Origin of the sequence: Bradyrhizobium viridifuturi (genome assembly GCF_001238275.1) — a bacterium.
Taxonomy (GTDB): domain Bacteria; phylum Pseudomonadota; class Alphaproteobacteria; order Rhizobiales; family Xanthobacteraceae; genus Bradyrhizobium; species Bradyrhizobium viridifuturi.
On sequence record NZ_LGTB01000066.1, the window covers coordinates 12,612 to 33,214 of the forward strand.

Annotated in this window: 16 protein-coding genes; 3 read left to right on the forward strand and 13 right to left on the reverse strand. The window is 64.0% G+C overall.

What is annotated here, in order from left to right:
- Window positions 1-198: 198 nt before the first annotated feature.
- Window positions 199-1,005, reverse strand: coding sequence for a metallophosphoesterase (locus ALC15_RS38315; RefSeq protein WP_347336360.1), 807 nt, complete (start codon window positions 1,003-1,005; stop codon window positions 199-201).
- A gap of 19 nt (window positions 1,006-1,024) precedes the next feature.
- Window positions 1,025-1,564 carry a hypothetical protein gene (locus ALC15_RS38320; protein ID WP_050631754.1) on the reverse strand — a complete coding sequence of 180 codons (540 nt, stop codon included), beginning with the start codon at window positions 1,562-1,564 and terminating at the stop codon, window positions 1,025-1,027.
- A 194-nt stretch (window positions 1,565-1,758) separates the two neighbouring features.
- On the opposite strand from ALC15_RS38320, the gene ALC15_RS38325 reads away from it, so the two are divergent.
- A complete protein-coding gene (locus ALC15_RS38325) occupies window positions 1,759-1,956 on the forward strand; it encodes a hypothetical protein (protein ID WP_050631765.1) in 198 nt (65 codons plus the stop codon).
- A gap of 42 nt (window positions 1,957-1,998) precedes the next feature.
- Here the strand turns inward: ALC15_RS38325 and ALC15_RS38330 are convergent, their stop codons facing one another.
- From ALC15_RS38330 to ALC15_RS38355, 6 genes are all read right to left on the reverse strand, one after another.
- Window positions 1,999-2,595: a hypothetical protein gene (locus tag ALC15_RS38330; protein WP_050631755.1), complete on the reverse strand. Its 597-nt coding sequence runs from the start codon at window positions 2,593-2,595 to the stop codon at window positions 1,999-2,001.
- Between the two features lie 293 nt (window positions 2,596-2,888).
- A complete protein-coding gene (locus ALC15_RS38335; protein ID WP_050631756.1) occupies window positions 2,889-3,653 on the reverse strand; it encodes an SIR2 family protein in 765 nt (254 codons plus the stop codon).
- A gap of 28 nt (window positions 3,654-3,681) precedes the next feature.
- Entirely contained in the window at window positions 3,682-5,304 is a 1,623-nt protein-coding gene (locus ALC15_RS38340; RefSeq protein ID WP_050631757.1) for a phospholipase effector Tle1 domain-containing protein, read from the reverse strand.
- A gap of 12 nt (window positions 5,305-5,316) precedes the next feature.
- Window positions 5,317-8,412 (reverse strand): DEAD/DEAH box helicase, encoded by a 3,096-nt coding sequence (locus ALC15_RS38345; protein ID WP_050631758.1) that lies wholly within the window; start codon window positions 8,410-8,412, stop codon window positions 5,317-5,319.
- A 300-nt stretch (window positions 8,413-8,712) separates the two neighbouring features.
- A complete protein-coding gene (locus ALC15_RS38350) occupies window positions 8,713-9,321 on the reverse strand; it encodes a DUF6338 family protein (RefSeq protein WP_050631759.1) in 609 nt (202 codons plus the stop codon).
- A 290-nt stretch (window positions 9,322-9,611) separates the two neighbouring features.
- Window positions 9,612-13,388 (reverse strand): vitamin B12-dependent ribonucleotide reductase, encoded by a 3,777-nt coding sequence (locus tag ALC15_RS38355; RefSeq protein ID WP_050631760.1) that lies wholly within the window; start codon window positions 13,386-13,388, stop codon window positions 9,612-9,614.
- Window positions 13,389-14,202: 814 nt separating this feature from the next.
- Here ALC15_RS38355 and ALC15_RS38360 point away from each other — a divergent pair.
- Window positions 14,203-15,096 carry a DMT family transporter gene (locus tag ALC15_RS38360; RefSeq protein WP_050631761.1) on the forward strand — a complete coding sequence of 298 codons (894 nt, stop codon included), beginning with the start codon at window positions 14,203-14,205 and terminating at the stop codon, window positions 15,094-15,096.
- 47 nt (window positions 15,097-15,143) lie between these two features.
- Here ALC15_RS38360 and ALC15_RS38365 read toward each other — a convergent pair whose 3' ends face one another.
- The 4 genes from ALC15_RS38365 to ALC15_RS38375 form a co-directional block, all read right to left on the reverse strand.
- Window positions 15,144-16,310 (reverse strand): PcfJ domain-containing protein, encoded by a 1,167-nt coding sequence (locus ALC15_RS38365; RefSeq protein ID WP_050631762.1) that lies wholly within the window; start codon window positions 16,308-16,310, stop codon window positions 15,144-15,146.
- Window positions 16,311-16,549: 239 nt separating this feature from the next.
- Window positions 16,550-17,146 carry a response regulator gene (locus tag ALC15_RS47760; protein WP_347336358.1) on the reverse strand — a complete coding sequence of 199 codons (597 nt, stop codon included), beginning with the start codon at window positions 17,144-17,146 and terminating at the stop codon, window positions 16,550-16,552.
- Complete coding sequence (locus ALC15_RS38370) at window positions 17,065-18,654, reverse strand: CHASE3 domain-containing protein (RefSeq protein WP_347336359.1); 1,590 nt, start codon at window positions 18,652-18,654, stop codon at window positions 17,065-17,067. The genes ALC15_RS47760 and ALC15_RS38370 overlap by 82 nt, the downstream gene beginning before the upstream one ends.
- Before the next feature lie 150 nt (window positions 18,655-18,804).
- Window positions 18,805-19,209 carry a response regulator gene (locus tag ALC15_RS38375; RefSeq protein WP_050631763.1) on the reverse strand — a complete coding sequence of 135 codons (405 nt, stop codon included), beginning with the start codon at window positions 19,207-19,209 and terminating at the stop codon, window positions 18,805-18,807.
- 180 nt (window positions 19,210-19,389) lie between these two features.
- On the opposite strand from ALC15_RS38375, the gene ALC15_RS38380 reads away from it, so the two are divergent.
- Window positions 19,390-20,286, forward strand: coding sequence for a DMT family transporter (locus tag ALC15_RS38380; protein ID WP_050631764.1), 897 nt, complete (start codon window positions 19,390-19,392; stop codon window positions 20,284-20,286).
- Between the two features lie 65 nt (window positions 20,287-20,351).
- Here ALC15_RS38380 and ALC15_RS38385 read toward each other — a convergent pair.
- A partial coding sequence (locus ALC15_RS38385) for a BA14K family protein (RefSeq protein ID WP_162240545.1) occupies window positions 20,352-20,603 on the reverse strand: 252 nt, incomplete at its 5' end.

A 20,603-nucleotide genomic window follows, 5' to 3' on the forward strand; every position in this document is an offset into this window, starting at 1 on the left:
ATCGAGCGATGCGATCGCGAGCGCTCTCTGAGCGCAGGGTGTCGCGCGGGGATCGGGGCAGCGGTTTTGGCGGACGAGAAGAGGTCGGGGCGGCCGCGACGGGTCTTGGGGGAGAGCATGAGGAGGCATCCGAAACCATGGAAAGGGCGGGGTGGGTCTCGGTGTGTTTCTGGTCGGCGTCGGTCATGGTCGGCCCTTTCAGATCTCGATGATGAGCTTCTCGTTGAAATCCTGATTGTCCCAGGCGCTTTGGCTCGGGGGCCACGGGCCATAGCCCTTGGCGTTGCTCAGGACGCGGGTTTCGCCGATCACGGCGTCGAAGGATTCATGGGTGTGCCCGTAGATCCAGAGGTCTGCGGGCCGCAGGGCGCCGCGACCGTCGTCTGGCGCCGGCACCATGAGGTCGGTGAGGTCGCTATAAAATGCCGCGCTCAAGAGCTCGTCCGGATTGGGCGGGTCCGACAAGAGGAGCTCCGGTCGCCGGCAGGCATGGTGGGCCACGATCACAAGGGGACCGGGCCGATCCTTGCGGAGCTCGGCTTCGAGGAAGGCCCGGGACCGCCGGTGCCTGGCCAGCGCGTGCGGAGGACGAAAGCGCTCGACATATCGGCCGGTCCTGATCCGCTTGAAGTCGTTCATGCGCTCCGCCGCGACCGCCATCTCCCGGCGCTGATCTCCGAATAGCGCGAAATCGGTCCAGAGCGCGCAGACCACGAACGTCACGTTGCCGAGGCGGACGGTCTCGTTCTCCAGCGCGTGCACGTTCGTGCCGGCCGCGGCCACTTTGGCCTTCTCGATCGTGCGGTCGATGTCGGTGCCGTAAGCTTCATGGTTGCCCATGCAGTAGATCACCGGCCGGTCGGGCACGCGATCCAGCAACCACTTCACTCCCCGCTCCATACGCGTGATCAGGTCGCCGGCGACGATCATGACGTCGAATTCCGGTCGAGCGTCTCCAGCCGGCAAGTCCCAGCCCCGGGTGAGCTCGATGTGAAGGTCGGACATGGGCCAGAGCTTCACGGCGCTACTCCTCGACCAGAAGGGAGGCCGGATCGACCTCGGTGAAGGTGTCGGTGTCGCGATCGTAGCGGCGGCAGCTAATCTGGGTCCGGTCATCGGCGACATAGCCGACGATGTAGATGTTCTCGAGCCCCGGCTTGACCTCAATGGGTGCCTGGCCCGCGGCGTGGGCCGCGCAGCGGGTGGTCAGCCAGGTACCGCCGCGTAGCCGGCCGGGCTCGCCGCAGACCTCGCAGCAGGTCGCGCTGCGAGCTTCCGCCAGAGCGATGGCTTCTTCGACTTGGACGGTCGCCTCCTGAGACAGCCTGCCGCCCCAGTAGACTCGGAGGGTCCCATATTTTTCCCGGATCTGGTTGAACTTGAATGTGCCTTCGGCGCGGGTCGCCTTCCGGATCCGGACGCAAAGCCGATTGAGTAGGTCATGCCAGCCGGGGCCGCACTCGGGGGCGCCTTGCGCCGCCAGCGCGGCGTCGCAGGGCGGAGCAAAGAGGTCGCGGTGAGCCTCGATGAGCTCGACCCTCCAGTTTCCGATGCTGCCCGACATGACGAACCTTGAACGCTACCGTGAACGAAACAAGAACATTCAAAGCAGGAACGTCAGCTGGAGTCAAGGGCTTAGCGCTCTCTTCTTATATAAGAAGCGATCTAGTTCTTATATAAGAAGAAATTCGCCTTGGCTGGCGCCGGCAGGTCCGCCGCACTATGGTTAAGCTACGATTCTTCGCGGTGGACGGACGAATGGTTGGCAAGAGGGCGGCGAAAAGGGGAAAGCGAACTCCGATCGGTGACCGGGTGACGTTCATCGCAATGATGGACAAAGACGTCATCGCGGACATCAAACAAGTTGCCCTCGACGAGCATCGGGCTGCTTGGGACGTCATGGAGCAAGCGGCCCGGGAGTTCTTAAGGCGCCGAGAAAAGAAGAAAACGCGCTGAAGCGGAGACCATTAGGACGGAGCTATCGAAGCAGTGGCTTCGTTAGGCGTTGTCTTGCGCAGCTATGCGGCTGCTCTCGAGTGCGGACTCGATGCGCGCGTGCCAAGTGTGGGCTATGGCCGCGATCTTCTCGTTATGAGCTTGTACGGTAGGCAGATTGATGGTGGACCATTCTTCAAGGTGGCGATTGCCTTTGATGTTATCAGGGTATCGAAAAGTCTGGCCGTTGGTCTGATCAACTTCGTCGATGCACGTCACGACAGTCTCAAAATAGGCGACATCCTCTTCAGTCGTCTCGATGTGCTTGAGCAGGCTCTTCGCCGCGACCCAGTTTTTCCCGAGCGTATGGCCACTCGATTTGAATCGGTGCCCCGTTCCTTTGGCCTCTGAAAGGTCCTTGATGACGTACTTGAGGTAAAGCTCCATCGCGTGACGAAAATTGAAGCAGATCGGATATACGATGAGGTCAATGAGATTTCCGTCATCCCGCGCGTGGGCCAATAGTGTTTTGGTCGCGTCGAAATAGCCTTTGGCATAATCGTAAAGGTCGTATGGGCCGCCGTTGTTGCCGACGCAGGCGTTCAGTTGGTCGAAGTCGATGTGTTTGAAAACGTCGTTCTGTTTGAAAGGCGGCTTCATGCTGCGGTGCCGTCGGTTGTGTCCCTGTCAAAGGGCTACCTGACGTAACCTTAAGCGCTCGACTCAAAATCGAAAAGTGAGGTTCTCGAGATTCCTCCGGCATCCTGATAGGTCGCCAGGTGTTGTCGATTACGGGACGAAAAATTGCGAAACTTGGTTATGGGCATACCGGTCCCCACCGAAGGTGGTCTTCAGTGATCGGTCCGAATATCCGATGAGTGCTGACCTGGCTTTGCCGATACGGGGGTCATTCTGAAGGGCCTTGAGGGCAAATGGATCGATGACAAAGACCCTCAGCCCTGCTGCGATGCCGTCCACGATGCGTCGTTGATATGCGTGTCGCTGAAGCTGTACCCGATGACCATAAGCCTGGCCGATGGTCTAACCAGCATCTTGCGAAACTCTTCATGGTACCACGTCAGAATTGGATAAAGTCCGATACTCACCGCCTTCTGGCCACCCATGATGAGGATGCGCCTTCCTCGGTTAGATTCCATCCAGTTCACCGAACCGTGCAGCTTCACGTATGGCTGGGCGCCGTGACCGAACGTCGTGAAGGGTGGGTTCGGCTCCATAATTGCAAACTTATCCTGCCGTGCACCGCTCGGCTGAAATGGTTGCATGAACTTCATGCCCGGCAACTGAAGGTGACCCCAATTCATTGGCGGTCCGATCAGAGGATTGTAGTGTTGTTCGAGGAGAGCGTCCTGGTTCAACGTGAAGATGGCGTGAAACCGACTGAGGAAGCTCGCCATGGAGTGTTGGACGCTTGGCGGGTTCTCGAACTCGAATGGGACGTGCATGAAGGTGTTGTTCATGCCGTTAAAAATCCCCGCCACCGCGGTGATGAGAGCATCGTGTCGCTTTTGGTCAACGGGCTCTGTTGATACCTGCAGGTCGGCCAAAACCTTCTCAAATGCACCACCTGAATCGAACAGGAGATCACGGGTGTGATCGTCCAAGCCCCTATCGGCCAGTAAGGCACTGAAGACATCCGAGGCGAGCGGACCACCCCAATTGTAGGAAAATCCGGCCCCCGTGAGGAGAATGAAGGTCATAGCTTGAGTGGCCTCGGTTCCTACGTGTTCAGACCTGTGGCCGGCTTTCGCCGTCCATCGATGGAAGAACAGGTTGATCCGCGGGCGGCGCTGATGGGGCGGCGCCTTCGAGCGGCTCGTAATACTGCTTGAAGTCGTCGTGATTTCGCAGGGCCTCCGGTCGATACGGCCCCGTGCCGGCGCATTGCGTCACCTTGCCCAGGGCCGCGCGCGCCTTCACGGTCGGATCGACTGGCGCTTGATGGTTCATCTCCCGGATTTTTGTCTCCCAGTTCTGCGCCGCAATGTATCGCTGCAGCCACGCCCACTTCGGGAGCTTGTCGGCAAAAGCGTCGAGCGTGTCGCGCATGCCTGCGACCTCGCAATGCTGCACGCCGTCGGCCGCCGGGAAGATGTTGAGCGGTGTGCCGGTGTCGCCCGTGTGCGGAACCTTGACCCCGTCAACGAAGATCGGACCCGTCTTCAGCCCGTCGGGGACGTTCACCGCCTGCTCGCACATCCAGTGGAGTGCCACATCCGAAAGGCGTGACTCCGGCTCCGGGTAGGACCCGCCGATGTCGGAATGGTTGCCTGCGAACCACATCTGGATCAGGCGAGGTATGCCGGGCGTCGGCGCATGGACGGCAGGCTCGGTCCCGCCCCAACCGACGCGGTCGAAGTCCTTGCGGGTTTCGTCGATCGCGTTGGCGGACCGAGCGAAGCGGACGTGTTTGCTGAGAAGCCTGTCGAAGTATTTTCCGCTCCAAACTGCGTCGTGCGATCGTGGCGGATCCCCCTTGTTCGGGAAGTCGTAGATTGTCTTGCGATTGGAGGTCTTTCGCCGCTTCAAAAACCAGACCACGGCGGCAAGCATCGCGATGTGGGTGACGGCCCACGCCGGGACGATAAAGCCCCAGAGCAGTCCCGCTTGCGAAATGATGGCCGTGATCACGCCGACGATCGCGGCAGGGACGAGGGAGGCGAGGAAGGCCGCCGCGGCGACGCCTAATGTCAGTCCAGCTTCGATCATCAAGCGTCGCGTGCCGCTGGCGCCCAGCGCCGCAACCGTGTCGAACACTCCGATAAAGTAGGCGGCGGCATTGGAATCTGACCCGTCTCCGGATCCGTACTTCACCTGAAAGCGCCTCGCCAATTCGAGCCGTTCGGCCTCGAACTCCTCGCGCGGGTGGCCTGCGCCGTGCTCGAGCACGGTGTCGACGGCTTCCCATGCGATGTCCTTGACCTCCTTTCGGTACCGCATCAGTGGACCGCCCGGAGTTTTCGTCGGGACGCCGCAGAGCATCAGCAGGTTCGCCAGGCTGCGAACGGTGTAGGCGCCGCGGCTGAAGCCGAACAGGAAGATGCGGTCGCCTTCTTCGTAGTGGTTGACGATGAATTCGTAGCAGTCGGCGATGTTGCGCTTGATCCCGTCGCCGGCGACCGAACCGAGCATCTTCTGCACGAAGCGGACCGGAGCGGTCAGGGCGGTTGTGCCGACGTCGGTACCGAGCCCAGCGTCGTAGAACACGACCTGCTGCGACGGATCGATGCTGGTGTCGGCATGGTCGCGCGAGATGCGGTACATCTTGTAGATGTTGCTGATGCGCTGCTCCGGACGGGCGCCGCCGTCCTGGCCGGTCCCGTCCGAGAATACGACGATGTTCTTCGCCACGCGGACCTCCGGTCAGCCGATGTAGGGTTCGAGCACGGGGGCAGCGATCGGTGCGGCCTGCTGCCGGCGCTTCATCGCTGCGGCCGCGTCGCGGACGATCGTCAGCTTATCCGCGTCGTCGCGTAGGCAGGCGAGCAGGGCCACGTCCGGCGCCGCGGCGATCGATGCCTCGTCGCACAGGTTCGCCTTCGCCAGCGCGCAGTAGTCGCCGCGGAGAAGTGCGGCTCCGGCCTCGCGCGCAAGGTCGACGGCCGCGGCGGGGATGCCGAGGGTTAGCCGCATCGTGAGCCGTCTGACGCGGTCCTCTAGATCGAGCTCGGGATGAAGGATTTCCGCGACCCTTGCTGTCGTCGCCACTAGGTCGGAAGTTCTGCTGGCGACGCTTCTGATGGGACCAGACGCCCCCCCGAAGGCGCCGCCAAACTGTCCGATCACGCGTTCGATGTCTGACATCGGACGTCCGGAGACGAACAGTAGGCAGGACACGGACTTCTTCGCCCGGATGGTCGACGTGTGGGCATCCTGCACCTCCCTGCGGAATGCGTTCAGCACGGCGCCGCCGGTCAGTTGCGGTCGCAGTTCGTTCACCCAGAATTGCGGCTCCTTCTGCGTGCTCTTCTTGTTGATCGGAAAGAGTAGGTCGTCCAGCTCGACCGTGATCTGCGTGGCGGCGATCAGGTCGGGGTCCGTGAGCTGCCCGGCCGGAATCTGGCGGAGGCACTCGACGAGCCTGACGATCGACGTGACCTCGGTAGCGCTTTCGCCGGCCAGGCGGCCGAGATCGGTGAGCACGAAGAGACCGGCTGCATTGGAGATCAGGCCGTTGCTCTCCAGGTCGTGCAGGGCGCTGACGAGCTCGTTGCGGTCCCACTTCCAGCCCACGTGCGTTCTCGCGGCCTGAAATGCGCCGAAGCTCGATTCGAGAAATTCGACGATGGCATCGCTCGACACGCCCTTGGGACTCAGGCGGCTGAGGGAAGTGACGACGCGGACGATCAGCGATCGTGCGTCCGTCGCGGCGTCGAGGAATCTGGAGACGAGGTCTTCCGGCGTCTTCGTGACGTAGTTGTTCCAGTAGTCGTATTCGGCCCGGGGATCGGTCGCCAGCAGGTAGGACGTCCCTTTCTCCGCGAAGCCGAGCCGTCCGGCCCGGCCGACCAGATTCTTGTACTCTGCGACCGAATAAGGCTCGTCGCCGGGATGCATCAATCCAACGATGACGACCGACGAGGCAGGCGTGTTGACGCCCATCGCGAGGGTCGTAGTCGCCGCGATCACGCGGAGCCCGGAGCCGGAGCGGCGGAATTCCTCCTCGATCACTCGGCGTTCCTCCGGCATCAGGTCGGCATGATGGAATCCCACGCCGCCTGCCAGCGCCTTGCGGAGATCCGCATGGGCCAGGGATGCGTCGGCGGCCGGCAACTGGTCGAGCGCAGCCTGCGCTGGCGGAAGGCCGAGCGCTTCGGCCAGATATCCCGCGGTGCCTCGGGCTTCTCCCTTGATCTCCCTGAAGACGATGACTTGCTGACCCTTGCTTACCAGGAGGCGGACGAGCGGAACGACCCAGTCCTGGCTCGAACCCTTGCGGTACTCCTGCCTAATGATGGGACCCTCCACCTTTTCGGCCCCGGTCGCCGCATCGATGAAGCGGAACGTCCCATCGGCGCGCAGCACGCCCTCGTCTAACGGCACCGGTCGTTCGGTGCGGCGTAGCAGCCGCGCGCCCAACCAGCCTTCGAGGCCGTTCGTGTCTCCTATGACGGCCGACAACGCGATCGTCTGCGGCTCGATGCCTTCGCGCCGTCGCATCCTGATCAGTGTGAGGAGGAATTCGAGGTTCGCGCCTCGGCTCTCGTCGGCGATCATCTGCGCCTCGTCGATGACTACGACGCCGGCGCCGCCCAGCACGTGCGGGAAGGTGAGGGCGATGGCCGCGAACTTCTCGTAGGTCAGCAGGGCCACGTCGTATTTGCCGCGCAGGACCGGCGATATGTCGTCGGTCTCGCCAGTCGCCTCCACGGTCCGGATCCCGAACGAGCCGTAGACGGAGTTGAAGTGCCGGCGCTTGTCGGCGACGAGCGCCTTGAGCGGGAGGAGGAAAATCGCGCGTCGCCGATCGAGGACGGCGCGCAGCGCCGCCAATTCGCCGACCATGGTCTTGCCGCTCGAGGTCGGCGCGGAGACGACCAGATGGTCACCGTTCAAGACGCCGTAGTCGTTGATTGCCGATATCTGCAGGGGATTCAGCGAGGGGATGGCCTTCGCCCATGCTTCGACGAGTTGCTGGGGGAAGCCGGCGGCCTGCAGGCTCACCAGATCGCTGGTAACGGCCCATCCGCGCCGATCTGGAAAAGCCGCGGCAAACCGTGCGCCTTCGGTGAAGATAGGCCAGTGCAGATCACCTTCGATCCGCCCCTTCATGGTCGGGTGCTGTTGCAGGCCGAACTGGGCGGCTGCCGCCGAAACGCGGGCCGAGACGTGATCGAGAAGCCGGTAGACGGGAATCCGTGAACCGAGGACCACTTCGGTCGCGCCCCGCAGCGCCTCGATGAGGAAGAGGGTCAGGAATCCGTGGCCGTGCTTGACGTTTTCGTACGCGGGTTCGTCGGCCCGGGAGGCGGTGAAGATCAACCGTCCGTCGCCGGCAATTTGGTCGAGCTTGACCTCCGCAGATCTCAGATCGCGCGGTTTGACGTCCGTCTGCAGCACCTTCGAGCCCAAGCCGCCCGAGAAGCAGCAATCCAGGAAGAAGACGAGGCGCCCGGCCGGAATGCGGGCGAACCATTCCTGAAGCAGATCGAGCGGCACGGCCGTGTTGGCGAGATCCCCGGTATCGGCGTCGTGCGGGATCAGTTCGTGCGTCTCGGACCCGTGTCCGGAGAATCCGATGACGACCGTGTCGTCGGCACTACAGTCTGCAAGCGCCGCGAATTCGGATTCGATCGCCGAACGAGTGGCATCCGCGTCTGTGAGGAGTCGCGAGTTGCCTCCCAGCGTGTCGGCGAACAGCGCATCCAGCGCGGTCGCGTCCCGCCGCGCGCAACTCAGATCGCCAATGGCTGGCGATCGATAGCGATCGATCCCGATGAACAATCCGCGGAACGCCATGGTTCTACTTCACTCCGTTTGGTCTGCCCCCCGAAAACAACGGCCTCGTTTGCTCGGCCCTATGGCCGAATTCTTGGCTGGACCCGCGCTGAGCGATGCGGGCTCCGCGTTGGGTCGCTTACGGTTTGGATGGTGGTTTGACGCCACTACCCGTCGTAGGCACGGCGGGAGTCGAGCCCGTCGCGGGCTGATGTCCTCCCTGCGGGTTCAGCGGCTGGTGGATGGCGGAAGGCTGATAGCCCTTGTTGCCGATGTTGGAAGGCGGGGCGGGTTTGTATCCGTCATTGGTGCGAGACATCTTCAGACTCCTTTAGGATTCCAGATTTGGACGTGTTTGATCTCTTTCGAGGGGATGAGGATGGCGAGCTGTTCGGGACGTTTTCTCCAGCAGTCGCCATCCAGGTCGTAGATTTCTTGGAGGAGGAGGTCGCGCTCGGTCGGATCCGAAGAAGCAAAGGAGTGACTGCCGTAGACGCCGCTGACGGTCGAGCCATCGGAAAGCGTCACCAGCACGAAATGGTCGCCGCGCAGGCGGGCGAACGCGTAGTCCCAGGCGGACGGGGTGGCGTGGACCGGATTGATCCCGAAAAAGTGCAGGAGCCGGCGGAAGATGTCGTTCTGGCCGAGGATGCCGAACACGAAGCCGATGGCGGCGGGCAGAAGGATGATCAATCCAAGCCAAGCGAATATCTTCGCGCGCCCAGGTTCGCGAATTGAAAGCACATACTCGACGATCGGAGCGGCCAGGCCGTAATAGAGAACGGTGAGAGCGATATAGGTCACCACGTTCTCCGAGAGGGTACGTACCCTGCCGGTAAAGAATTGCGCGCGGACGAGTGTGATGATCATGCCAGGCACAATGAAGCCGAGCGCCAGGTAGACCGACTCGACGCTCTTCAAGTCGGGCATCTTTCACTCCCAGCAGGCATTTGAAGCGCTGCCGTGGCACCGCTCTTCCAGATCAGTCGTCGCAACCACGTTCGTCACTGTACGTCTCAGAGTTGATTCATGATTCGTTCGTTGAGCTATTTTCGCGGCGAAGCCGAAGCTCGCCGCGAAACCTTCTTCGATGTTCACTCGGCGCTGCCGGCGCCGAGTAGGGGACCTACTTTGCCCCGATTAGGGGACAAACTTGTAGGAGACGTACTTTGCCCGTCGCCGCACGGTTATGACGATCGTCGGCGTCGTCGGTTACCGCCTCACGAACACCCCGTCGTGCTGCCGCAAGTATCGCACTTCATGCAGGTCCCATTCCGCACCAGCGTGAAGTTGCCGCACTCCGAGCACATCTCGCCCTCATAGCCCTTGGCCTTCGCTTCGGCGCGACGCTCCGCCTTTGACGGGGCGGCGGCTGCGGCGGTGCCGGGCTTGCTCCAGTTCAGGGCCTCGAGCTTCTCGGTGGGCGAAAGGTCGTGGCTGACTTCCTGCTTCAGGGCGACTGCACCCTCGACGGTGTCGGAGGCGCCGCGGGCGGTTGCGCCGTGCGAGGCCAGTGATGTCACGCGGCTGCCGCCGGCGGGGGCGCTGTCGGAATTGCCGCTCACCGCAGCCGAGCCGCCGCGCATGACGACGAGGTTGTCGGTGCGCGACCGGGTCAGGCCCTTCGACAGATACTTCGTGGCCTGGTGGTGCGGCGCCTCTTCCGGCTGCTCCTTGCCTTCCTCGACGCCCTTGCCGAGCGCGTCGAAGCCAGACTCGTTCGGATCGACATGGGCGAGGTCGAAGCGCGACATGTAGCTCACTGCGAGCTCGCGGAAGACATAGTCGAGGATCGAGGTCGCGTACTTGATCGAGTCGTTGCCCTGCACCGGGCCCGCGGGCTCGAAGCGGGTGAAGGTGAAGGCGTCGACATACTCTTCCAGCGGCACGCCGTATTGCAGACCGAGGGACACCGCGATCGCAAAATTGTTGATGAAGGAGCGCAGCGCCGCACCTTCCTTGTGCATGTCGATGAAGATCTCGCCGAGCCTTCCGTCGTCATATTCGCCGGTGCGGAGGTAGACCTTGTGGCCGCCGACAACAGCCTTCTGGGTGTAGCCCTTGCGGCGGTCCGGCATCTTCTCGCGCTCGCGCATCACGACGATGCGCTCGACCAGCTTCTCGACGATCTTCTCCGAGACCTGGGCGGCACGGGCGGCCATCGGCTTCTCGTAGAGCGCCTCCACCGCATCGTCCTCGTCCTCATCGTCACTGATGAGCTGCGAGTTGAGCGGCTGCGACAGCTTCGAGCCATCGCGATAGAGCGCGTTGGCCTTCAGCGCCAGCTTCCACGACAGCAGGTAGGCGGACTTGCAGTCCTCCACCGTGGCGTCGTTCGGCATGTTGATGGTCTTGGAGATCGCGCCCGAGATGAACGGCTGCGAGGCCGCCATCATCCGGATGTGGCTCTCGACCGACAGGTATCGCTTGCCGATCTTGCCGCAGGGGTTGGCGCAGTCGAACACCGGATAGTGCTCGGCCTTCAGATGCGGGGCGCCTTCGACCGTCATCGCGCCGCAGATGTGGACGTTGGCGGCCTCGATCTCGCGCTTGGTGAAGCCTGTGGCCTGGAGCAGGTCGAAGCCGGGGGCTGCGATCGCCTCGGCGTCGATGCCGAGCTGGTCGCGGATGAAGTCCTCACCGAACGTCCACTTGTTGAAGGCGAACTTGATGTCGAACGCGGTCGGCAGCGCCTTCTCGACCTTGGCGATGGCTTCGTCGGTGAAGCCCTTGGCCTTCAAGGTCGAGGCGTTGATGCCGGGCGCATTCGACAGCGAGCCGTGGCCGACGGCATAGGCCTCGATCTCCGCAATCTCGCTCTCGCGATAGCCGAGCGCGCGCAGCGCCGAGGGCACCGCCTGGTTGATGATCTTGAAGTAGCCGCCGCCGGCGAGCTTCTTGAACTTGACCAGCGCGAAGTCGGGCTCGATGCCGGTGGTGTCGCAATCCATCACCAGGCCGATGGTGCCGGTCGGCGCCACGACCGTGGTCTGGGCGTTGCGATAGCCGTTGACCTCGCCGAGCGCCAGCGCGTCGTCCCACGCCAGCTTGGCGTGCGCGACGATGTCGGCTTGCGGGCAGGAGGCGTGATCGAGCGGCACCGGGTTGACCGAGAGCGCTTCATAGCCGGTCGCGTTGCCGTGGGCGGCGCGGCGGTGGTTGCGGATCACGCGCAGCATGTGCGCGGCGTTCTTCTTGTAGCCCGGGAAGGTGCCGAGCTCGGCGGCCATCTCCGCCGAGGTCTTGTAGGAGATGCCGGTCATCACGGCGGTCAGCGCGCCGCACAGCGAGCGGCCTTCCTTGCTGTCATAGGGCAGGCCCATGGTCATCAGCAGGCCGCCGATATTGGCGAAGCCGAGACCGAGGGTGCGGAATTCGTAGGACAGCTCCGCGATCGCCTTCGACGGGAACTGGGCCATCATGACGGAGATTTCCAGCACGATGGTCCAGAGCCGGCAGAGGTGCTCGTAGGACTCGATATCGAACCGCTTGGTTGACGTGTTGTAGAACGTCAGCAGGTTGGCGGAGGCGAGGTTGCACGCCGTGTCGTCCAGGAACATGTATTCCGAGCACGGATTGGAGGCGCGGATGTCGCCGGACGACTTGCAGGTGTGCCAGTCGTTCATCGTGGTGTTGAAGTGCAGGCCGGGATCGGCGGACGCCCAGGCGGCGTAACCGATCTTCTCCCAGAGGTCGCGGGCCTTGAGCGTCTTGGTCACCTTCTTGGTGGTGCGGCCGACCAGATTCCAGTCGCCGTCGGTTTCCACCGCGCGCAGGAAGTCATCCTTCAGCGACACCGAGTTGTTGGAGTTCTGGCCGGAGACGGTGAGATACGCTTCCGAGTCCCAGTCGGTGTCGTAGGTGTCGAACGAGATCTCCTTGTAGCCCTGTTTTGCAAATTGGATGACCCGCTTGATGTAGTTGTCGGGCACCAGCGCGCGGCGGGCGAGCTTGATCTCGCGGCGGAGCGCCGGGTTCTTCTCCGGATCGAAGCAGTCGTCGCCACTGCCTTCGCAGTTCACGCAGGCCTTCATCACGGCCTTGAGGTGCTTCTGGTTGATCTTGGAGCCGGTGACCAGCGCGGCGACCTTCTGCTCCTCCTTCACCTTCCAGTCGATATAGGTCTCGATATCGGGGTGATCGGCATCGACCACGACCATCTTGGCGGCGCGGCGGGTGGTGCCGCCCGACTTGATCGCGCCGGCGGCGCGGTCGCCGATCTTGAGGAAGCTCATCAGGCCCGACGAGCGGCCGCCGCCGGAGAGCCTTTCGCCTTCGCCGCGCAGGCTCGAGAAGTTGGAGCCGGTGCCGGAGCCATACTTGAACAGGCGCGCCTCGCGCACCCAGAGGTCCATGATGCCGCCCTCGTTGACGAGGTCGTCGCCGACGCCCTGGATGAAGCAGGCATGCGGCTGCGGATGCTCATAGGCCGACTTCGATTTTGTGAGTTTGCCGGTCTTCCAGTCCACATAGTAGTGGCCCTGGCCGGGACCATCGACGCCATAGGCCCAATGGAGCCCGGTGTTGAACCACTGCGGCGAGTTCGGCGCGACCATCTGTTTTGCCAGTTGGAAACGCAGCTCGTCGTAGAAGGCGAGGGCATCTTCTTCCGAAGAGAAGTAGCCGCCCTTCCAGCCCCAATAGGTCCAGCAGCCGGCGAGGCGATCGAACACCTGCTTTGCAGAGGTCTCACCGACGATGCGCTCGTTCTCGGGCAGCGCTGCGAGCGCCTCGGTGTCCGGCACCGAACGCCACAGCCACGACGGCACGGTCTCTTCCTCGACCTTCTTCAGGCGCGCGGCGACGCCCGCCTTACGGAAATACTTCTGCGCCAGCACGTCGGAGGCGACCTGCGACCAGAACTCCGGAACCTCGACGTTCTCGGCACGGAACACGACCGAGCCGTCCGGATTGCGGATCTCTGAGGTGGTCAGGCGGAAATTGATCCCGGCGTAGGGGGATTGTCCGCTGGTGGTGTTGCGTCGTTCGATTCGCATGGTCGAGCCCCGTCACTTCTTCTGCCCGGTCCCACGTTTCCCCGCAGGTTGCCGGAATGTTATCTGTTCGCGGACTTCGGGACACGCGTGCACGCCTCCCGTCATCCGCAGCTCAGCCGGTGGATCCGGCCTGTTCTCTCGTCCGCTCGGCACCGGTTTGGCCCGGCCCGGCAGTGGCACAATCCCTTGGGGGTGCCCGACTGGTCGGGTCCTCCGGATCATGCATTCAACGCCCCAAAACGCTTCACGCGACACGTCACGCGTACGCTCTTTGCGGGCCGGTTACGGCCTCTGTTTCCGGGTCCTTCTCGGCCCGTTTGTCGTCCCGACGGCGACCCAAAATCAGGGCAGAAAAGCCCTTCACCCGCGGCCCGAAGGCCTGGCGGAGTGGTCATTTTGGAACCCTTGTGGGAGCGACCGGCGGGGACCCAAACACACTCGCGCCGAACAGGTTGAAAGCTAGGCCATGTCCGTCACGCCCGTCAAGAACTAGTACGAGTTTCTGAATCAAACACTAAATATGGTGGAGGGGAGGGGATAACAGGGGGCGGTGCCGCGCCTGTGATCGAGCCAACTATCGGTGAGTCCTCAGGGATTCCCAAGCCAAAAAAATTCCTAGCGCCTGTGGATTGGAGTTTCGCCCCGCTGTTCACAGGCGAAGTTTTTATTCGCCGTCCCGGATTGAATTTTGGGGACTCACGTAAGGCTACGGGCAAACTACGGATCAGGCATGTCAGAGGCGTGATGGTGGGGCGACAAAATCGCGGGCAAGGTGCGGCCGACTCACATCCTTTTCACGCCCTTGCCGGGTTCCATGACAGATAAGAAGCCTTCCGTGCGGCCGCGCCTTGCGCCCGCCGGCTTGATGTTCCTCGCCATCACCTCGGTGGGCTGGGGGTTCAACTGGCCGTCCACAAAATTCCTGCTCAGCGAGCTGCCGCCGCTGACCCTGCGCGGCACCACCGGGGTGATCGGCGCCGCGCTGCTCGCCGCGCTCGCGCTGATCCGTTCCCAGAGCCTGCATGTCGAAGCCAGGCTGTGGCCGCGGCTCGTGCTGTATGCGGCGCTCAACGTCACCGGCTGGATGGTGCTGATGGGGCTCGCGCTACTGTGGCTGCCGGCGAGCGAGACCGCGCTGATCGCCTACACCATGCCGGTATGGGCTTCGCTGCTGGCCTGGCCGGTGCTCGGCGAGCGGCCGACGCTGCTGCGGACCATCGCGTTGGTGATGGCGTTCGCCGGGCTCGCCGCGATCATGGGCGGCAACGGGATTTCCGCGAGCGAGGAGAAGCTGCCGGGAATCATCATGGCGCTCGGCGGCGCGTTCGGTTTTGCGCTCGGCACGGTGCTGGCGAAGAAATACCCGCTGGTGATGCCGCCGATCCCGGCCGCGGCCTGGCAGATCGGCCTCGGCTGCGTGCCGATCGCGATCGTCGGCTTCCTGATCGAGACCACGCATCTCGACCGCATCACGACGGTCGGCTGGTGGCTCTTGGTCTATTCGACGCTGATCCAGTTCTGCGTCGCCTATGTCGCCTGGTTTGCCGCGCTGGCACGGCTGCCGGCTTCAGTCGCTGCGATCGGCACCATGGCGGTGCCGGTGATCGGCGTGATCGCCTCCGCGCTCGCGCTGCACGAGCCGCTCGGGCCGACGCAGATCGTCGCGCTGCTGTTCACGCTCGCCGGCGTCGCGCTGGCGACAAGGTAGCGTCCCGAACGCGAACGATGCGCTGCGCGAGAGTGCGCAGCGCATCGTCATAGCAGCGCAATTGCGCGTGCCTTGGCCCACCGCTCGAGGATCTTGCGCTCCTCCGTGAGCGGTGCGCGGTTGGCAAATCCACGCACCTGCACCGCACGTTGGTGACGATCAACTTCGATCGTCAGCAGTCGCTCGGTATGGCCCGCGGCGCGACGACGCAGCGACCAGATCGACGCGTGGCCGGCAATGCACTTTGCCGCGTAGCTCGCGACGCAGTGGCGCATGGTCTGCGTCTCGGTGACGAGATCGACCGCGGTGCGCAGCTGGACCACCACATATTCCTCGCGGCGGCCATGGACCTTGCACGATGGGCTCCATGACCAGTCCGCGAGCGAGATGCCTGGCCAGCTGTCGCCGGATGGATCGAGCGTCGCCGACACCCCGTGCGCACGGTTCTGCGCCGCCGCAGCGCGACGGCGAGCGACCTCAATGCGCGCGTTCGCCGCGAGCTCGCGGTGCCATGCGTGCATCTGTCGCCCGAGCGAGATCGGGGTCCGTCCCTTGAGACTGAACTTCCGATTGCGTCGGTAACACGCGGCAAGGTAATCGCGGAGATCGCTCATCTCCTCGACCGTGGCCGGATGTACGCAGAAGAAGCGCGCCACCTCACGCCAGAAGCCAAGCTGGGTACGCGGCGTCTGCGCGATGCCCGAGCGCGCGATCCTCAGTGCGACGCCCTGATCGTCCGTATAGGAACGGGCGATCGCCTGCCAGATCGCTTCGTCGAAGGCGAGGCTTCCCAGCGGATTGAGGAACGCATGAACCTCCTTGCGAGACAGCCATGCGTCCGCACCCGCCTTGTAGAGCGAGCCGCCGCCAGCCGCCGCGACGTACCAGCGCTTGCGCAACGCGATCTCGCCGTCGCCCAGCCCGGCCGTGTCGATCCAGATTTGCTCCAGATGCTCGGCAACGGGAAAGCGCGCGAAGAGATGACGGGCTGCGGCAAGACGCAGGCGTGCTGCATCGCGAGTCTTCAGCTGCGGCTTCCAGGCATCGGCGTCACGCAGGACGTATGCCTCGAAGCCGCGCCTGGCCTCTTTGATCGCCTTCTGGAAATCCGGTGGAGGGCGCGTCCGCTGCGACACATGTCGCAGCGAGAACGCATGGGCTTCAGCCCGCGCGCGCTCGGCCTCCTGCCGGCGCTGGATCAATGATTGTGCCATTGTCGTTCAACATGATGGGATGACGTTCAGCCGGACGCACTGCTGGCGTCGGCACGGATAGTGTCGATCGCGAGAGCGGTTTCACGGCTGATCTCCTCATCGGTTGAACGTTTAGGTTGAAGCAGGGGCGTGCACCTACATCCGATCGATGATCGGCGCAAGCTGAATTCCCGAAACTGGATCAGCTCACATGGAGGTGTGCGAAAGAAGTCACGTCTCCCGCAGGAGACGCGCTCACATCACTCGCCGAGCGCCTGCTGCAGCATGCTGGCGAGTTGCGCCTTGCGGTAGGGCTTTGCAAGCAACAGCACGCCTTCATCGAGGCGGCCGTGATGCACGATGGCGTTCTCGGTATAGCCGGAAGTGTAGAGCACCTTGAGGCCGGGCCGCCGTTTTCTCACTTCGTCGGCGAGCTGGCGGCCGTTCATGCCGCCGGGCATGATGACGTCGGTGAACAACAGGTCGAATTTCTCGCCCTTGTCGACCAGCGCCAGCGCGGCGCGGGCATCGGGCACCGCGATGGTCTTGTAGCCGAGGCTGCCGAGCTGCGTGACCACGTAGTTGCGCACCAGCTGGTCGTCCTCCACGACGAGGATGACTTCGCTGCCGCGACGCGGCGGCTCCGGTGCGGGCGCTTCGACCTCGACCTGGCCGCGGGCAGGGGGCAGATAGAGCTTGATCGTGGTGCCGTGGCCTTCCTCGCTGTAGATCTTGATGTGGCCGCCGGACTGCTTGACGAAGCCGTACACCATGCTCATGCCGAGACCGGAGCCCTTGCCGACCTCCTTGGTGGTGAAGAACGGCTCGAACACCTTGTCCTGCACTGCGTGCGACATGCCGGTGCCGGTGTCGCTGACCGCGAGCAGCACGTAGCGGCCCGGCGTGATGTCCGGATTGATCGCAGCATAGGCATCGTCGAGCACGATGTTGCTGGTCTCGAACAGCAGCTTGCCGCCGTTCGGCATCGCGTCGCGGGCGTGATCGCCATGTTGAGCAGCGAGTTGGCAAGCTGCGACGGATCGATATGGACGCTGGCGACGTCGGGCGCGAGCACCGAATTGATCTCGATCTGCTCGCCGAGCGTCGGCCGCAGCAGCTTGGAGATGTCGACCACGGTGCCGTTGATGTCGACGGTGCGCGGCTCCAGCGGCTGGCGGCGGGCGAAGGCGAGCAGATGCTGGATCAGCTCGCGGCAGCGTTCCGCGGCGCGGTCGATCAGCTCGGCGGTCTGCGCAAGCTTGGGCTGGGAGCGCAGGCTGTCGACCAGCGTCTCGGTGGTGCCGGTGATGACCGTCAGCATGTTGTTGAAGTCGTGCGCGACGCCGCCGGTCAGCTTGCCGATGGCGTCGAGCTTCTGCGCCTGTTGCAGCTTGTGCTCGGTTTCGCGCGAGGCGGTGATGTCGTGATAGATCAGTGCCGCGCCGGTGATGGTGTTGTCGCCATCGCGCAGCGGCCGGCCCGACACCACGAGGTGAATCTCCGGCGCGCCGCGCACCGGCCGGGCGACGAATTCCAGACCGTCGAATTCCTCGCCGCGCAGCGCCTTGGCCGAGGGCATGTCGTCGGCCTGCATCGGCGTGACGCCGTCGGACTGGAACACGTTGCTCATGGCGCGCAGCTGCCGGACCGTCATGCCCGGCTTGTAGCGCAGCATCTTCTCGGCGGCCGGATTCGACAGCAGCACGATGCCCTCGGTGTCGATCACCAGCACCGCCTCAGCCATGCTGCGGAAGGTGGTTTCCATCACCGAGGTCGAACGGCGCAGCCCTTCGAGCGCGGCGCCGAGATCCTTGGTGCGCTCGGCCACCTTGCCCTCGAGCGACAGGTTGGTCGCCTTGGTCGCGCTGAGCGCGCCTTGCAGTTCACGGCTGGCACGCCGGGCCGTCACGGTCAGCGCGATCGCGAGCAGCAGGATCATCGAGACGCCGGCGAGGTCGATGGCCAGCAGCAGCCGGCCGTTGGTCTTCGACTGGTCGGTGCGGATCCCGAGCAGGCGGCGCTCCTCGGCGACCAGGCGGTCGAGCGCGGTGCCGACCTTGTCCATCAGGGAGCGGCTTTCGTCGGCGGAGATCAGCGCAGCGGCGCCGGCGGTGTCGCCCGCCTCGCGCAACCTGATCAGTTCGGCGCCGAGCGCGATGGCGCGCTCGACCTGTCCCCTGGTGCCCGCGATCAACTGCGCTTCCTCGGGCGCCGACTTCACCGCATTCGTCAACTCGTCGAAGGCGGCGGTGAGGGCTGCGCTCTGCTCGCGGAACTCGTTGGCAAAGGACGCGTCGCCCGTCAGCGCGAAACCGCGCGCCGCGCTCTCGACGCCCCGCGGCAGCGACGCGCATCCGAGATGCATTTGAGGATTCTGAGGGTGTGATCGACCGAATCAATCTCGCTGCGCGACTTGACGTCCAGCCCGATCGACGCCGCGCTGATGACGAGGAGGATCGCAAGGCCACTGCCAAGAATGAGACGCTGGGAAGCCATCGACGATTAGTACGAGCAATTATTTGGAAAGACGAGCAGAAGGAGCAGACTTCGCAAGACATTCGTTAACGGCGGCAACCAGCGCCTGCGGGGTGAACGGCTTGCGCAGGCAGGCGGACGCCCCGAGCTCGATCGTCATCCGCAGGAAGTCCGGCGCTCGGTCGGCATTGGCGAAGGCATAGCCCGACATCGCGATGACGGGAATATCGGGGGCGCGCTCGTGGAAGATGCGAATCGCCTCGAAACCGCGCATATGCGGCATGAAGACGTCGACCAGCATGACGTCGAACGCGGCCTGGTCCAGCGCGCGCATGCCGGCTTCACCGCCATCCGCAACGGTGACGTCGAAGCCCTGGCGCTGCAAACACACCTCGATGGCAACGCACACCATCGGGTCGTCATCGACCACGAGAACGCTCGGCACGATGCATCCTCTTTCTGCGGCCTCGCGTGCCGACGACTCGCTAGGCCCGGCTGCCGATTAAGGCGGAACCTGGATGGAAAGTCTGTATCATAGAATGCATATGCTGTTTGCTGACAAGCAGATTTCCAGCTAGCCCTGATACCATCACTAGTATTTGTCCGTCCACATTACGACAGGTCCATGACCGCAGTTCCCGTCGCCGGCCGCGCGCCGCTGTCACCGCTCGGCCTCGCATTCCTGGTCGTCGCCTCGACCGGCTGGGGCCTCAATTTCCCGATCATGAAATTCCTGCTGACGGAGTGGCCGCCGTTGTCGTCGCGCGGGCTGTGCGGCGTGGTCGGCGCGGCCGGGCTCGCTCTGGTGGCGCTCGCACGCGGACAGACGCTGCGTGTGCCCGATGGCATGTGGTTGCGGCTTGCCCTGGTGTCGACGCTGTCGATCGGCGGCTGGGTCGCGTCGATGGGCCTCGCGCTGATCTGGCTGCGGGCCAGCGAGGCGGCCGTGCTCGGCATCTCGATTCCGGTGTGGGTCGCGCTGGTGGCCTGGCCGGTGCTCGACGAGCGCGTGTCGCTGCCGCGCGCGCTTGCGCTTGCGGTGGCGCTCGCCGGGATCGCGGCGCTGATCGGCGGCGGCGGGATCGACGCCAGCCTCGGCAAGTTGCCGGGCATTCTGTTCGCGCTTGCGGGCGCGCTTTGCGTCGGGCTCGGCACGGTGCTGACCAAGTTCTTCAAGCTCGCAATGCCGCCGCTGTCGCTCGCGGCCTGGCAGCTTGCGATCGGCTGCGTGCCGATCGCAATCGCCGGCGTCCTGATCGAGCAGCCTCAGCTCGCCGCGCTGTCGCAGCTCGGCTGGGCGTCGATGCTCTACATGACGCTGATCCAGTTCTGCCTTTGCTACGTCTGCTGGTTTGTGGCGCTCGAGCGGCTGCCGGCGGCGACCGCGTCGATCGGCACGCTGCTGGTTCCCGTGGTCGGCGTGCTGGCGGCGGCAGCCATGCTGCGCGAGCCGCTCAGCGCGAGCGACATCGCGGCGCTGCTGGTGACGTTCGCGGCCGTCGCGGTGGCCCTGCGGACCTGAACTGGCCGGCATGAAAGAGGGCGGCGTTGCCGCCGCCCTCTGTTCAACCGGAATTTGTGTCTTCGTTACGGGCAGGGGTGCCGCAGGCCGTCAAAGCCGAGATAGGTACCCGAGGCCGGATCGTAGGACCTGTAGCGCTGCGCGCAGTAGCTCGCATCGCCGCCCGGCGCGGCTTCCACGGCGACAGGTGCGCTGTCGTCGTAATAGCCGTAGCTGTCGTCATAGTAGCCGTACCCCGGCCCGTAGCCGTAGTACGCGCCCGAAGCGAGGGCGCCGCCGACGACTGCACCGGCAACTGCGCCCGGCCCAGAAGCCGC